The following is a 15422-nucleotide window of genomic DNA, read 5'->3' on the forward strand; positions in this document are numbered from 1 at the left end:
ATATCACTGAAGTTCATCATCGAATATTTTGTCTCGCAGTTTCCAGAATCGCCCAGACTTTCGGGCAATGACAAATTGTGGCAAACGAAAGCGGTGCTGATTGGCGACAACTCGTGTGGGTGAGACCTCTTCAAACGGGCGATGTTTATCTGCAAGGTGAGGACGAACAAATTGATCTTTGAAGTTCTGCTTTTGCTTTTTGGTGTTGAGTGACCAAAACTCATGCACCAAAGCATGACCTTCTCCTTGGTACGGCTCACCTGAGTAGGTGACTTTTAGTTGTGATTTTCCATCGTTGGATTTGAAGACTGAGAGATCCATTTCTGTACACTCGAAGATCAATGCATCTTTCAGATTCAGCGCTTCTTTTAATTTCTTATCTGGATCAACTAAAGTGGCGTCACATTCGTGGCAGATGCGAGCAGCGATGTCGTTATCTGCTCCGCATTCACCACAATATTTTGCCCTGAATCGATACCCGCAATGCTCGCGCTCACCCGTCTCCTGATCTTCAAAGTAACCTTGGCAACGACGACCAAAATGTTCTAACAAAAAGCCGTTACTGTCTAATTTACCCCAGAAGTTATTATTAAAACCGCAAGCAGGGCAGGGAATGGTGATGATTTCACTGCTGGAGTCGGGTTTAGGATCTCCAACTTCTGGTTGATACAAGTCGTAACTGTTACCCGCGTAATCGAGCACCAAACATTCAGATTTACCGTCAGACAGGCGTAGTCCACGCCCTACGATCTGTTGATACAGGCTGACTGATTCTGTTGGGCGTAAAATGGCAATCAAATCAACGTGCGGCGCATCAAAGCCTGTGGTTAAAACCGAGACGTTGACCAGATATTTGATCTGACGATTTTTAAACGCTTGGATGATTGCATCACGTTCTGGTGTTGGAGTATCGCCAATCACAATTGCGGTTTCGCCTTGTGGCAATAATCCGTGAATTTCCTGCGCATGGCGCACGGTAGCGGCAAAAATCATCACACCGTGCCGTTCTTTAGCGTATTGAATGATCTGTTCAACGATTTGCGGTGTGGCGCGCTTGGCTTTGTCGATCACCATGTCCATTTCGGCTTCTTTATACCGGCCAGTGTTCGCTGGTTTAAGCTGTGAAAAGTCGTAAGACAAAACAGGTGCGTCCATCATGCGTGCCGGAGTCAGAAAGTTTTCATCGAGCAAATAGCGGATAGGCAATTCAAAAATACAATCACGGAAAAAACGAGCTTCTTCTGTACGCACCTGTCCGCGAGTGTGGTACTGATAAATCCATCCAATACCTAATCGGTACGGGGTCGCTGTCAGACCGAGAACTTTGATGCCGGGATTAAGCTCCCTCAAATGAGCAATCACTTTCTGATAACTGCTGTCTTTGTCGTCTGGCACTCGGTGACATTCGTCGATAACCAGCAGTGAGAACTGGTTTTTGAACGAATCTAAATTGCGTACGACGGACTGAACAGAAGCGAACACAACCTGCTGGTCGGTTTCTTTTCGCCCGAGGCCAGCAGAGAAAATTGACCCTTTAAGATCATAACCTTCGTATTTGGCGTGGTTTTGCTCAACCAGTTCCTTTACGTGAGCCAACACTAAGACTCGTCCTTTGGCCAGACGCGCGAGTTCGGCAATCACCAGGCTTTTACCAGCGCCCGTCGGCAGCACAATAACGGCTGGTGTAGAGTGTTTGCGAAAGTAATGAATGACTGCTTTTACAGAGTCAGCTTGATAGGGACGAAGTGTATACATGAAAAAATGTGAAATTGCTCAACTATTCCAATCAGGGGCGTTATAATACCCGACTTTTATACCCAAGTGATCTTTGAACCATGATTCGGAGTGCATTTGGGTATAATTCAATGAGGTATTCATGCGTTTAGATAAATATTTGTGTGATGCTCTGGGTGCGACACGCAAGCAGGCAACAAAAATCATCAAAAGTGGCGAAGTGACCGTCGATGGTGATATTCAAAAAAGTGGGGCATTCAAGGTATCGGAAGGTGCTGAAGTCATGTGGCAAGACCGTGTCGTTGGTGCGCCGGGTCCTCGTTACATCATGTTGTATAAACCAGCGGATTTTGTGTGTTCACATGAAGATGGCTTCAATCAAACTGCATTTGCACTGCTTGATGAGCCTAAAATCGAGAATCTACATTTTGCTGGTCGTCTGGACGTTGATACTACCGGTCTGGTGCTCATCACTGATGATGGTAAGTGGTCGCACCGTATTACGTCGCCAAAACATAAATGCGAAAAAACGTACCGTGTTTGGCTCGTTGACGCTATCCAGTCTGATTACGCGGAGAAACTTGCCGAAGGCGTCATGCTTCGTAATGAGCAGGAAGCAACGTTGCCTGCACATTTAGAAATCGTTAATGAAGCCGAAAACGAGGTGTTGCTGACTATCGTTGAAGGCAAATATCATCAAGTAAAACGCATGTTCGCCGCTCTGGGTAATAAAGTAGAATACCTACACCGTGAGCGTATTGGTGCCATTGAACTTGATGAAGTATTAGAGCCTGGCGATTACCGTTATCTGACTCAAGAAGAAATTGATTCAGTTTGGAACTAATTGTCGATATTTCGTTCCTACAGGTAAGTTTGGTAATGGCTCAAAATAGTGTTTCCTGCCAAATCGATTTTGTACCTGGACAAATTCAGTATGTGCAAGCCTCAAGCGAGTAGTTTGTGGTTTGCCAGTCTTATACCCAAATGACTTCAAGATGCCGGATTCAGAGCGTTGTCACTGGCATAAGTTCAAGGAAAATAACGCAGCGGAATAGCAAGCTCTTTCCAAGTTATTTGACGCAGAAATTGTGTCAGTGACACGCTCCCGAAGGGCGAGTTGCCTTGGCTCACAGTCTTTGTTAACGATTTTTGATTTAGAACCACTAGATCTTCAAATCGTTGCCGCATCTGTAAACCAAGTCAATCTCGCTGAACCAAGCATCTCGAGGTTATTTGGGTATAGATACGTATTTTTGCGTAATGCATCCGATTGTAGTGAATATCTGGTGGAGCAAGCTCCGCCATTTTTTCGCTTCAACATTACTAGCCTTGTAAATTGATAAATTTGGAATACGCCTTGTTTCTATACTCAAACGAAGCAACCATCTTCGCTTTCTTCCGATTCAGGATATCGATGGCAGGACCACAACTAGAGGTAAAAGAATGACAGAAAAAGTTCAAAGTGTGCCGCAATCCCATATCTCTTTTTTATTGTTCCTTGTTTTAGGGGCAATTGGTGCACTTACTCCGCTTGCCATTGATATGTACCTACCAGCGATGCCTGCGATTGCAAAAGATCTCGGTGTAGATCCTGGTGCGGTGCAAATTACATTAACGGCATACACAGCGGGCTTTGCTATTGGACAATTAATACACGGACCGCTTTCAGACAGTTTCGGTCGCAGACCCGTACTCATTTTAGGTGTACTGTTTTTTGGGTTCGCGGCGGTAGTCAGTGCAACCACAAATGGTATCGACGCCCTCACATATGTTCGTACAGCACAAGGCTTTGCCGGAGCTGCTGCTGCGGTCATCATTCAGGCCGTTGTACGCGATATGTTTGACCGGGAAGACTTCGCGCGTGCGATGTCATTTGTCACACTGGTGATAACGATTGCACCATTGGTCGCCCCAATGATTGGTGGGCATATGGCCATCTGGTTTGGCTGGCGCTCTATCTTTTGGATATTAGCGATATTTGCCGCTGTGGTCATCATGTTGGTGTTTTGGAAAATTCCTGAAACGTTGAAAGCTGAAAACCGTCAGCCTCTGCACTTACGCACAACATTAAAAAACTACACTCGTTTATTTACTAGCTCAAAAGCTCTGGGTCTTATGTTCTCAGCGGCGTTCTCGTTTTCAGGCATGTTTGCTTTTCTGACGGCAGGTTCGTTTGTCTATATTGATTTATATGGTGTAAGACCAGACTACTTTGGTTACCTGTTTGGTCTAAATATCGTCGCAATGATCATCATGACCAGCATTAACGGTCGCTTGGTAAAAAAAGTGGGTTCCCATGCGATGCTTCGCTTTGGTCTTACTATCCAGTTATTCGCTGGGATAGGGCTATTTGTCAGCTGGCTGATGGAACTTGGTCTGTGGGGTACGGTACCATTTGTCGTACTCTTTATTGGTACATTATCGACGATTGGTAGTAATGCCATGGCACTACTGCTGAGTGGCTATCCATCGATGGCAGGCACTGCTTCTTCATTAGCTGGTACGCTAAGATTTGGTATGGGGTCATTGATTGGCGTGCTCGTCGCAGCACTGCCAAGTGGTGTCGAGTGGCCAATGATCATCGTTATGTTTGCTTGTTCGGTGCTTTCAGCACTTTTCTATTGGACTTTAGGAAGAAAGGCGTAATGTCAAATTACACTAAAGAAATTCAAAACCTGGTTAACTCCGCATTGGCTGATTTAGACCAGGAGCATCGTTCTGGTAAGTTGGCCAATGCGCCAGTTGCGAATAACCATTACTTGGTGCGCTGGGTTACGAAAGCTTTGAAATCTCAACAATTTGATCGAGTAGTAGGGGATGACCTGACTCGTTGGCAAAAAGCAGGACGTTCAAAAGGTAATGACTCTGGCCTGCTATTTATTTTTAAGCGCATTTCAGCGTATTACGCTCAGTTCTTCCCACAAGGTGAAGAGGCGAAAGTGATTAAAGATTCTGACGTCGAAGCATTTTTGGATGTGATGGAGCAAGCGGGTTGGGAAGTGTCGACATCGGAACCAATTATTGGCTGCGGCAAAGTCCAAATATTTACAGAAGGTCAAAACTCGTTGGCTCTGTGCGCAGAACAATGCGAAAGCTGTTTTGATGGCGAGTTGCTGGTTAAACCAATGAGTTGGTTCGTACGCGGTAACCACGCTGAGTTCGTGGAAAAAGCGTCGCAAGCGGGCTTTATGGTTCATAAGGTCACGGATTACAAATCGAATGTGAAATATCACGGTGAGTACCTTATCTTCCCGGCCAACGAAGGCAATCAATTGGCCGAGATTCCGTTAAGTTTCCAAGCGTAATTTATTAGCATTGATAAACAAAAAAGCATCAGATTCGTCGTGTCTCTGATGCTTTTTTATTTTTGAACGAAGCGTACTTAGAAACGATATTTCCAATAAACGCCGCCGTAAATCCCGTTGTAGTCTTGCAGGACGTCACCCATGTTACTTACTTCATTATTGAACAGGTAATCTTCTTCAGAGTAATCCTCGTAACGTATATTGAGCTGAACGTTTTGATTGTCTGAAATCTCATAATCTGCCACCGCTTCCAGGCGCGAGGACTTATATTCGTTGTCCGGATATTGATAGCCGCTCGATGTGGATGAAGTCTTACTGTCGGCCTGACTGTAGCTGTAGTCTAGTGAAAGAGACAATTTATCTTCCAGAAGCCCATCTTTACTGACCCCGAAGCCAACGGTGGTGACATCATCTTTAAGTTTCGTTTTGTAACGATCCCATCCAACAACATCAGAATTAGCTTGTTGCTGCTCAGAACGAATCATTTGTTGATTGTAGAACACATGCCCGTTCAACCCTTCGGCAAGATTAAAGTTGACGCTAAGATCATAGCCGTAGTCTTCACCTTCACTAAGACCAATATCTGGTTTTGCATAATCGTCATTGCCGTACCAGATTTCTCCGATCAGTTGCACGCTTTCCGTTATGTCGTAACTGCCGTCACCTCTCAACTCAATACGATCTTTATCGGCCAAGTAGTATTGGCGTAAGTTAGGCGAGTCACTGCTCGAGTACTGCCAGGACGACCCATCGCGGAAGGAATAAGATAACTTACCTCCCACTTGCCATAGTGCCTCTGGACGATAACGAGCACCTACATAGAAACTTTGCTCATCAGTACGCTTACGATCAGCATAATCACGTTCGTCGTGAGTGTAGTCGTAACCGGCATTCACTTTTACATCACGATTGAGGTTGTGCGTCACCGTTGCTTCCAGCTTTGTTTTGGAACGGTCATAGCTCTCGCGAGTGGCGCCAACAACATCGTGTCTGTCGGATTTATCGTCCTTATCGGAATAGTCAGCGGAGACTTTGAATGCCGTTTTGCGCGAGATCTTGTTGTGATAATCCGCGCTGATTTGCCAGGTGTTTGTCTCTCCGTGAAATGTGTCCGAGTTAGAAGGGGATAATGAAAATGGCAGTAAACCTCCGTCAGATGTTGCTTGAGACCACAAAATCCGTCCATTAAAGGTATGCTGGTTCATTCGATAATTGCCCGAAACAGCAAATTGATGAAAATCGTTGTCCGGCTCATAAGAAAGTTGGTTTGCATAAGGGTCAGAGACATCTCCGTAATAGAGCGCGGACATGTCATTGCGGAAGAATGAACCGCGATAGGCAACGTCGACTAACCAGAGCTCTTCAACATAACTAACGCCCACTTGGGTATTCAGTGTTTCATGGTCGACAGTCTTAGGAATAAAGCCGGGACCGTTGCCATATCCAGGAATGGTTGACGAATAAAGCGACGTTGTGCCTTCTTTACGTTCATGCTTCATGGATGCGTAGGGTTGCCACGGCGTCTTAGGCGTGTACTTAAGCTCAAACTTGAAGGTGTCACGCTTCACTTCGTGCTCATATTTCGTTAAATCGCCACTAGTGAGTACACCGTCACTGCCTTGGTAGGCAGTTAATGATGAACGATTCCAGTAGTATGGCGTTTCGCTGTAACTTGTTAATAAGCGAAAACCGTCAAACTCACCGATTTCCCATTGCATTAAGAATCGCTGTAACCCGAGATCTTGAATCAGTAGACGATTGTAGAAACCTTCATCTTCATACCGTTCAAGATCCGCATTCAGGCTTGGATTGAGGTGCTTATTGTCTGAGGCGGTACCATGAATCGGTGGGTTCCAGTTGTAAAACCTTGTTGAACCGTCGTTATCCAGATACCCAACACCCACACTAACTTCACCACCCCATAAGCCATCACTGCTGCATTCGCCACAGCTCCAACGACTCGTATCGACCTCCTGGGCTCGTTGGAGTGAGTAATCATCTGCCTGAACTTGTAACGACAAAGCAAGGGAAACAGCAATACTGATTTTTGATAGTTTCATGCCATCCTCCTTAGTATCTTAATGTCTGGCCGCGTGGGTGATTAGAGCCATGTACTTGAGTATGACAGTTCAGACAGCTTCCGCCACGCACCTTCAAATCATTTTCAGGCATCGCAACGTTAGCGTGCGGAACGCGGTGACACTCCTGACAAAGCATCGGCAAGCGTTTATTTAGCATTGCTTTATTGACCGAGCCATGAGGCGAGTGACAGGTTGTACAATCCTCAGTAACGGGTTCATGTTCCCATAAATTTGGGCCGCGTTTTTCAGCATGGCACTCGAAACAAGTGTCATTAATAGACGACCAATTTAAGCTGGACTCATTTAATGTCTGATGTGGGTTATGACAATTAGAACAGGTCATCACACCATCAAGTACCGGATGACTACTGCGTTTATGAATGTCAGATTTAGTTTTTACGTGACAATCCGTACATTTATCCGCTTGTAGCTCAGCCACCATCATAGGGTCATCTTTTTGATGTAACTGGTGACAGCTAGAGCAGGTGAGACCTTCAAAAGCATGCTCACTGCTGTGCCAGGTAGAGCGCTTCGCATCTTGGTGGCAAGACAAACACACACTATTTTGCTTCTCTACCGGGACCGGAGAGTTAGGACCAAATGTGATCATCGGTTCACGAGCTTGTCCCTTGCGAGGGTTGCGTTCATGGTTGTTCGCAGGGCCGTGGCACGCTTCACACTGTTTGTCGCTCATTGGTCCGTGTATGTTGGCAGCCTTACCATGGATATTATCGAAGATACCCGTTGCTGGTTTGTCTGACGCATCATCATGGCATCGGAGACAACCATCTGGACCACGGCGTGAGTATTTCCCTTCAGAAAACTTCGTATCCAGAATAGTTTCTATCTCTTCTCTCGATAACGTCGCTGTTTCAGGTTCCGCTTCGGGTTCGGGTTCGGTAACGTCTTCGGAATATACCGAAGAAATTACCCCTAACCCGAGTATTAAAACCACTAACCACCGCTGAATAATTGCTTTCATAACAATTCCTTTTTTCATCCTTAATCGTCAATTACTTATGATCAATGACGTTTTCAACGGTAGTCATATACCTTGTGAACCTTATCTACGCCTTGAGTCTGCCCGATAGCATGACAAGTCGAGCATTGCTCAGAACCCATTGCTTCTTCCGCGGTGTCAGCACCAAAGACTGCTCCGTTATTCAACATATGCGTCAATATAGCGTCACCAGCAACGGTTTCCGGGTCTGCATTGGCTAGTGCTGATTCAAGGTGACATGCACTACAGGCCACTAAAGCCGGGCTGAAGTACTTAGTTTCTCCAGCGGTATTAGTCGCCAATGATGGACGCGTATTCGCCTGACTTGGCAGGTTATATTGAGAAGATGTATGGCAAGCTTCACAATTGTTTATCGCACCAGGGAATACCACTTCACCATTTCGATGAGATCCATACGCATGATAGGAGTGGACGTGGTATTTCAGATCTGCTGGTATGCCTGAGTAAAAAGATGGGCGTTCTGAGTTATGGCAATTTTTACATTGCTGGAAATCAGTCGCTGCATGAGAGTCTTTGTGGATTGTCAATTCTTTGTGACAACCGTTACAGCTCTCAATATCCGCGCCCATTGGAAGACTATGAGACATCTCCACACCACCGATACCAAAGGCTGCAGAAGTGTTATGCGCTGCAATCACGAATGGATTCTTGATGAGATCAATACCAGTAAAGTTGACACACTCACTTAGCACTGCTTCTTCTCTGTCTGCACAGAGAGGTATCTCAGCAATATTTACCGTCAGTTTCGAGGTGCTGGTTGGTTTGACATCAGACGTGCTTAAGTCTTTCTGACAGGTGAACATGCCATTGCCTTCAGCAACACAGCCATCGCCAACCGCACCGTCTCCATACATGTTCAGATCAACGGTTGGGAGCGGCGATGGAGACGAGAATGTCAAAGGACTTAAATATGACAACATAGGCCCTTCGCCGTTATCCCAGTTAAGAAGAAGGTAGAAGTGGTCGTCATTATTGATATATGGGCTAATCTCATCCATCGAGCTTATACCCACACCGTCTTTCATGATGCGCACTTGCACTTCGAAGCTATCATCAATGAAACGAGCTTGTTCAATCGAGACGTCTAACGTGTTTCTGGCGATAGAAAGGTTTGCTAAACGCGTCATATGAACCGTTTTCGCGCTTCTAGCAGCATCTTCACCAATAATAGGGTCACCATTTTCGTCACGCTCATAAGGACGATGACATCCGGTACAGGTGTTCTGAGGAGAACCGTTTCGAATCCACGCAGTACCCACTTGGTTTGCATGAGCGCCACGATCGCGGAACAAGTGACAGGTTTCACAAGCAACTTGGGTTGGATGTTCAAACCAGTTGTTTGCATCTGATGCTTTCGCAGTATCGCTCGAGTGGCAAGTCGTACAGTTACGAATGTCTTGCGGGAAAGGGCTGCCCTCTACAACCAGACCATTAATGTCGGTGACCAAAGCTCCGTTTTCATCAACGGGTTGTTTGTAGGTAGTAAGATCGTTTCTGTCATTACCAAGTGCAAACACATTACCGTGGTATTGGTGCACAACAGCAGCAAGTGGTCGACGACCAGGGGCGGCGCCTGGGTTACTGTCGTTGTGACAAGAAGTACACACTGCTATGTTGTTATCAATTGAGCGATAACCAGGCCCGTGATGAAGTGGTTCGTTCATATGACAATTTGCACATGTTCCGTCTTCAATCACATTTCTTGAAACGGTGCTTTCCGAATTTGTTCCCGGTACCCACTCGTAGACATGAGTAAAACCAACTTCTTGATCACCGTAGGCGAAAACGATGCGGTGTAACTTGTCTTCATCCCAGCTTATGAATCCATCATTATCTGCAGAATCTACTAGGTAAGGATCGGCGACTTTCAGAATGTCAGCGATTGCAAAGGTATAGCGATAGCCGTCGTCCGTTTTTTCTAGTTGACCGTCCCAAGCACTTTCCATTGAAGCACGGTTGCTTGAGTCGTTACTAGAGTGATGGAAGCTCTTCCAGAAGGTATTACCGTTTCGGCCGTTAAAAGCGTACGAGGGATCGTTGGTATCTTCAACGTCGCTGCGAGCTGGCATTGCTTTTAACACAGCGATTCGAAAATCTTTATCCGTGTCGAACGCATAGTCGCGTCCTGCACCGTCTAAGACTTTAAAGTCAACCACCAACTTTGTTTCGGTACCACTGTCGGAGGGGATGAGCATCGGCGTTTCCACTTCAACGCTGAATGAACTCACGTCTGGCGGAGGGGAATTTTGATCATTCTTACCGCCCGGACCACATGCGGCCAATAATATGGCAAGGGTTGTGATGAAAATTGATTTTATACTGTTCATTTTCCCTCTCGCTTTCACCTAATAGATATAAATAAAAGTGGGACTGGTTAGATACAACTTATTGAGTGTTTTGCCCTTAGGTATAAAGGGCGGTTATAAAATGACTTGCGTTATTCTTATAAATTATAAAGTTGAAAGAGCAGGGCAACATGAAGGAATTTAACAACCTACTCTGGCACTGATTGATATGAGTATAGACACAATTACGTGCTTCACCCTGATATGAGAAGGGTTTTTTTAGCTGTTGTGATAGTGCTCAAGGCTTTGAATATTGTAGATTTGTTGGTTTTTTATAAATAACAACGACTTATGTTAAGTGTGCTTGATATTCTTTTTTGTAATATCTGCAAATTTCAGAAGCTTGGTCTACGATGTAAGTTGTATGTGAATGAGATGTTGAGATGGTCTCGTTGTAATAGGAAAAACGTATAAATAGGCGGTTCTTTATTTGCTATGTGATGCTTGATAGCATCAACGCTAAGGCCTTTCTACTTTCTACTCGGTGCTTTTCCTGACTTGCAACACCCCTTTCCTCTTATCTCAGTTGGTGGATATCAAATTTAGGAATTGCAGCCTATGTGTTCTTCTTTGACAAAAATGACCCAAGCTTTAGCGTTGATTACAACAAATTTTTTGCTTGTTTCAGCGGCTCAAGCTTCAGCGCCGGAATTGATTGAACGTTTAGAATGTGAAGCGTGTCATGGCCCTGGTGGTGTGTCCCAAAATACGAATATTCCTATCATTGCTGGTCTTCCGGAATTTAATTTTGTTGATCAGATGCTGAAATATAGCGAGGGTAGACCTGCAGAAACGGTGAAGCACGTTCATGGTGACACCAGTAAGAGTGGTGATATGGCGACCATCGTGAAAGGCCTTTCGGAAGAAGAAGTTGAGGAACTGGCTGCTCACTACTCGCAGCTTGAATTTGTTCGTGCTAAACAAAGTTTTGATCAGTCCCTTGCTGACAAAGGGAAAATGATCCATGAGAAAAACTGTGAAAGTTGCCACATAGAAGGCGGAAGTGACCCGATGGATGAAACGTCTCTTTTGGCTGGCCAGCAAAAAGGTTACTTACTGACAACGTTGAAGCAATTCCATAGTGGTGCTCGTTCAGTAGATAAAAAAATGGATGCAGCTATACAGGGACTGAGTGGTGATGATTTAGTCGCACTGTCTGAATACTACGCAAGTTTCCAGTAACTCAATTTCTGACAGAATGAGGCGAACGATATGGGATGGTGGAGTCGACCAAACAAGAAATGGATGCTCGGTATTCCCCTCGGTGGCGTGGTTGCGTTTATTTTGGGCGTGGCCGCGCTGGGTACTTATCATGGTGTTATGAATTACTCAAACACCAACGACTTTTGTTTTGGATGTCACATAGGAATGGATACGATTGTTGAAGAATATCAATCGTCCATCCACTTCAAAAACTCAAAAGGCGTGATAGCTGCGACGTGTAGCGATTGTCACGTTCCGCGAGAATTTATTCCTAAAATGTTAGTCAAGATAACCGCGACAGCCGATATCTTCCACAAACTCAAAGGAGATATAACGCTGGAAAACTTTGAGTCGGAGCATAGGCCGAGGCTCGCGGCAATCGTTACTGAGCAGTTTGTTGCGGAGAAATCTAAGCAGTGTAAGTACTGCCATCAAGTCGATAGAATGGATTTCGAAGAGCAAGGTCGTACGACTGCCCGCCGACATCAGATGATGGATTCCAGAGATCAATCTTGTATTGATTGCCATGCCGGAATTGCACATAAGTTGCCGGAGGAAAAAGTAGAAGAAGTAGAAGCTGAAGAACCAGTCGAGATTTCAGCGGTGTTAAATACCACTCGGAGCCAATAACTGAATTCTCTTAATTTGAGGCATTTTCTTTTTCTGTTGTTTGCGTGACAGGCTGAGTTTGGTTCTTTTCTGCTTGGTTTGCGATGGCTTTAACCATGCCTCTGAATATAAACAGATGGGCAGGCATCATGGCGAACCAGTAGAGAAGGCCCCTAAAGCCCTGTGGGTGCCACCAAGCGGTGATGTCCAGTTCTCTTTCTTCACCTTCATCTTTTATCGTGATTTCCAAGCGCCCCAGACCAGGTCCTTTCATACCGAAAAACAGTGAAAGGAACTGGTTTTTCTCACATCGAATGACTTTCCATGAATCAATGAAATCACCAACCTTTAGTTCCGGGCCTGGAGGGGAAACTCTGACTGGTTTTCCTCCGCCGAAAAAAATATCCAGCCACTCACGTGTTCGCCATAAAACATTCGCGAAATAATAGCCTTTTTCCTGACTGCCAATTTTTTGTGCGACTTTCCACAATGATTCTGCTGATGCTTTAGTTCTAATCTTTGCGCCAGCTTGTTTGGGGAAATAACCGTACCCGGGTTGCCAACGTTGTAGTGCTGCTGGTTCAAAGCCCCAGACATTGCTGCGAACAAAGGTTCCCTCTGTCGCGATCGCATCGTTCACAGCCTGTTCATAGCTAATCATCTGCTGCGGAAATCGTTCTTCTATCGATGTGGAGTCCGCAATATAGTCATGTTCAAGACCAGCAAGTAGTGCTTTGCCTATGTTTGCCGGTACGGAGGTAATCATCCCGAGCCAGTAAGAGGCCATTTGAGGTGTGAGTAGTGGGGTAGACCACAATCGATAAGGTTTGTTGACGGACTTACAAATCACCTGGAATTGTTGCCGATAGCTGAGTATATCAGGTCCACCAACTTCATAAATTTGACTCTCCGCTGGTGGAGTAGCTGCGGCAAGCTCAAGCAAATAGTGATTGAGATTAGGTAAAGCAATTGGGTTGGCTTTGGAATCGACCCATTTTGGTGTCACCAATATTGGTAGGTTGTAAACAAAATCTCGCATTATTTCAAATGCGGCAGAACCTGGCCCAATGATCACCCCGGCACGTAATTCCGTTACAGGTATGCCTGACTGACGTATGATCTTTCCTGTCGCTTTACGAGCCGCCAAATGACGTGAATTTCCCGTTTGTGGTTGGATGGCGCTCAGATAGATAACGTGTTTGACTCGGCTTTTTTCTAACGCATTCTTAAAGTTCAACGCAAGGTGTAATTCATATTCAACAAAATCATGCCCTTCAGCCATGCCATGGACCAGAAAGAACACTAAATCGAAATCGTTAACAACAGAAACGGTTGCTTCAGCATCCGCTAAGTCAAGATAAGTCAGGATCAGATTTGGGTGAGGGCGGGTTCGCGATTCAAGGTAGTCAATGTGTCTCGCTGAAGCAGTGACATTGTAACCTTTATCTAAAAGTAAAGGGAGAAGTTGTGAGCCAATGTAGCCAGACGCGCCAAGTACCAACACCTTTTTCATTCACTATCCTTTTATTACTGGTGGAATCATCGCCACTGAGTATAATCATGGGACACTTTTCTCATTCTATCAATAAGTTGTCGTTGGAGTGTTTGTGACTTTTCTATCTCAACTCTCGATCCATGCCGATAAAGCGTTTTTGCGTCGTTTGTTTGCTATCGCGCTTCCTATTACCTTACAAAGCATCATGTTTTCCAGCCGAAGTTTGGTCGATGTTTTGATGTTAGGCCAACTTGGCGAAGCCGAAATTGCCGCTGTTGGTGTGGCAGCTCGAGCGACATTTGTCACCACGATTATGTTGGTTGGAGTGACAACAGGCGGTGCGTTATTAACCGCTCAATATTGGGGAGCTGGTGATAAATCGGGGGTTCGAGAAAGCACGTCTTTAACCTGGGTGATATCAATGGTGTTTGCTGCGATGGCCGTTTTTTTGTTTGTCGTCTTTCCGCAGCCCATTATGAGTTTAACCACGGATTCCCAGAAGGTGATTGATTTAGGTGCAAACTACTTGATCGCGTCGTCTGCCAGTATGTTCGCAGTTGCCTGTGTCGCCAGCATGGCGGTCGGCCTTCGGGCAATGCACCAACCTGGGTTAAGTACGTTCTTCAGTGGTATTGGGATTGTATCGAATGTGTTCTTAAACTGGGTGCTGATTTTCGGCCATTTAGGCTTCCCTGCGCTTGGTATCACTGGTGCAGCAATAGCGACAGTCATCAGTGGCGCTATCGAAGTCGGCTGCTTGTTTGGTTATTTGTGGCACAAGAAACACATCCTCGCGTTTGGATGGAACGATATCCGGGCTGGTCTGATGCTGGAGAAAGTGACGCGCTTTCTCAGCCTGTCTTTACCAACCACATTTAACTTTTTGGCCTGGGCCGGCGGGTTATTTGTATACCATGCAATTATGGGACAGGCTGGAGTTCAAGGGTTAGCGGCGCTCTCTGTTATGACGCCAGTAGAATCGATAGCTTTGGCAATGATGATCGGTTTGTCGAATGCTGCGGCAGTTTTAGTGGGCAACCAATTAGGCGCAAAGAATTTTGAACCGGTTTACTATCAGGCGTGGGCAACGGTGATTTTAAATGTGGTTATTGCCTTGATCGTCGCTGTACTTCTGCTGGTTTCAAACCAATGGATTCTTGATGCGTTCAGTGCCCTGACACCCGAGACACGAGAGTTGTCGGAACAATTTATGATGATTTTAGCGATCGGTGTCGTGTTGCGTTCTTTTCCTATGATGGTCATAGTTGGAGTTTTGCGCGCTGGTGGGGATGTAAAATTCTGCTTGTATCAGGACGTGATTGCTCAATGGGTGATCGGTATCCCTCTGGCGGCGTTTGCTGCCATTCATCTTGGTTGGGAGCCTCAGTGGGTGTATTTGTTATTTCTGACTGAAGAGGTGGTGAAATGGGCAATTTCTTTACCTCGTATGAAAAGTAAAAAATGGATGAGAAACCTGATTGGAAACCAATGACATACCCTAGAACAACGGCATCTATTCGAGGAAGGAAATTGATCTTAATTTCAATAAAAAATTGTTCAGATAGTGAATCGAGTTGCATTTGTTCTTTGATAATGTGATCTAGTATTCAAAATACTTCCTACTGGTCG

11 protein-coding genes are annotated in these 15422 nt (G+C 45.4%); 6 read left to right on the forward strand and 5 right to left on the reverse strand.

Going from position 1 to position 15422, the window contains the following annotated elements; all coding sequences use genetic code 11:
- Positions 1-3: 3 nt before the first annotated feature.
- Positions 4-1755 (reverse strand): DEAD/DEAH box helicase, encoded by a 1752-nt coding sequence (locus ACWYU8_RS11560; RefSeq protein ID WP_457519717.1) that lies wholly within the window; start codon positions 1753-1755, stop codon positions 4-6.
- A 121-nt stretch (positions 1756-1876) separates the two neighbouring features.
- Here ACWYU8_RS11560 and rsuA point away from each other — a divergent pair, with 121 nt between their 5' ends.
- From rsuA to ACWYU8_RS11575, 3 genes are all read left to right on the forward strand, one after another.
- Positions 1877-2578 (forward strand): 16S rRNA pseudouridine(516) synthase RsuA, encoded by a 702-nt coding sequence (gene rsuA, locus ACWYU8_RS11565; protein WP_457519718.1) that lies wholly within the window; start codon positions 1877-1879, stop codon positions 2576-2578.
- A gap of 599 nt (positions 2579-3177) precedes the next feature.
- Entirely contained in the window at positions 3178-4380 is a 1203-nt protein-coding gene (locus ACWYU8_RS11570) for a Bcr/CflA family multidrug efflux MFS transporter (protein WP_457519719.1), read from the forward strand.
- On the forward strand, positions 4380-5039 hold the full coding sequence (locus tag ACWYU8_RS11575; RefSeq protein ID WP_457519720.1) for a DUF2913 family protein: 660 nt from the start codon (positions 4380-4382) through the stop codon (positions 5037-5039). The genes ACWYU8_RS11570 and ACWYU8_RS11575 overlap by 1 nt, the downstream gene beginning before the upstream one ends.
- Before the next feature lie 77 nt (positions 5040-5116).
- On the opposite strand, the gene ACWYU8_RS11580 is transcribed toward ACWYU8_RS11575, so the two are convergent.
- From ACWYU8_RS11580 to ACWYU8_RS11590, 3 genes are read right to left on the reverse strand one after another with little or no spacing between them, the layout of a single operon-like run.
- Positions 5117-7099, reverse strand: a complete 1983-nt coding sequence (locus tag ACWYU8_RS11580; RefSeq protein ID WP_457519721.1) for an MtrB/PioB family decaheme-associated outer membrane protein — start codon at positions 7097-7099, stop codon at positions 5117-5119.
- A gap of 10 nt (positions 7100-7109) precedes the next feature.
- Positions 7110-8102 (reverse strand): DmsE family decaheme c-type cytochrome, encoded by a 993-nt coding sequence (locus ACWYU8_RS11585; RefSeq protein WP_457519722.1) that lies wholly within the window; start codon positions 8100-8102, stop codon positions 7110-7112.
- Positions 8103-8155: 53 nt separating this feature from the next.
- Positions 8156-10468 carry an OmcA/MtrC family decaheme c-type cytochrome gene (locus ACWYU8_RS11590; RefSeq protein WP_457519723.1) on the reverse strand — a complete coding sequence of 771 codons (2313 nt, stop codon included), beginning with the start codon at positions 10466-10468 and terminating at the stop codon, positions 8156-8158.
- Positions 10469-11044: 576 nt separating this feature from the next.
- Between ACWYU8_RS11590 and ACWYU8_RS11595 the strand changes: the two genes are divergently transcribed.
- Both ACWYU8_RS11595 and ACWYU8_RS11600 read left to right on the forward strand, forming a co-directional pair.
- On the forward strand, positions 11045-11668 hold the full coding sequence (locus tag ACWYU8_RS11595) for a c-type cytochrome (protein WP_457519724.1): 624 nt from the start codon (positions 11045-11047) through the stop codon (positions 11666-11668).
- Between the two features lie 30 nt (positions 11669-11698).
- A complete protein-coding gene (locus ACWYU8_RS11600) occupies positions 11699-12319 on the forward strand; it encodes a NapC/NirT family cytochrome c (protein WP_457519725.1) in 621 nt (206 codons plus the stop codon).
- 10 nt (positions 12320-12329) lie between these two features.
- Here the strand turns inward: ACWYU8_RS11600 and ACWYU8_RS11605 are convergent, their stop codons facing one another.
- The gene (locus ACWYU8_RS11605; protein WP_457519726.1) at positions 12330-13811 is read right to left on the reverse strand and encodes a DUF2867 domain-containing protein; all 1482 of its coding nucleotides are present in this window, start codon (positions 13809-13811) and stop codon (positions 12330-12332) included.
- A 94-nt stretch (positions 13812-13905) separates the two neighbouring features.
- Between ACWYU8_RS11605 and ACWYU8_RS11610 the strand changes: the two genes are divergently transcribed.
- The gene (locus tag ACWYU8_RS11610; protein WP_457519727.1) at positions 13906-15285 is read left to right on the forward strand and encodes an MATE family efflux transporter; all 1380 of its coding nucleotides are present in this window, start codon (positions 13906-13908) and stop codon (positions 15283-15285) included.
- Positions 15286-15422 lie beyond the last annotated feature (137 nt).

It is taken from the genome of Vibrio limimangrovi (assembly GCF_054064025.1).

Coding starts and splice junctions, on each gene's coding strand:
- ACWYU8_RS11600 (WP_457519725.1), top strand. CDS start 11,699: ATGGGATGGTGGAGTCGACCAAACAAGAAATGGATGCTCGGTATTCCC.
- ACWYU8_RS11590 (WP_457519723.1), bottom strand. CDS start 10,468: ATGAACAGTATAAAATCAATTTTCATCACAACCCTTGCCATATTATTG.
- ACWYU8_RS11585 (WP_457519722.1), bottom strand. CDS start 8,102: ATGAAAGCAATTATTCAGCGGTGGTTAGTGGTTTTAATACTCGGGTTA.
- rsuA (WP_457519718.1), top strand. CDS start 1,877: ATGCGTTTAGATAAATATTTGTGTGATGCTCTGGGTGCGACACGCAAG.
- ACWYU8_RS11580 (WP_457519721.1), bottom strand. CDS start 7,099: ATGAAACTATCAAAAATCAGTATTGCTGTTTCCCTTGCTTTGTCGTTA.
- ACWYU8_RS11570 (WP_457519719.1), top strand. CDS start 3,178: ATGACAGAAAAAGTTCAAAGTGTGCCGCAATCCCATATCTCTTTTTTA.
- ACWYU8_RS11560 (WP_457519717.1), bottom strand. CDS start 1,755: ATGTATACACTTCGTCCCTATCAAGCTGACTCTGTAAAAGCAGTCATT.
- ACWYU8_RS11595 (WP_457519724.1), top strand. CDS start 11,045: ATGTGTTCTTCTTTGACAAAAATGACCCAAGCTTTAGCGTTGATTACA.
- ACWYU8_RS11605 (WP_457519726.1), bottom strand. CDS start 13,811: ATGAAAAAGGTGTTGGTACTTGGCGCGTCTGGCTACATTGGCTCACAA.
- ACWYU8_RS11575 (WP_457519720.1), top strand. CDS start 4,380: ATGTCAAATTACACTAAAGAAATTCAAAACCTGGTTAACTCCGCATTG.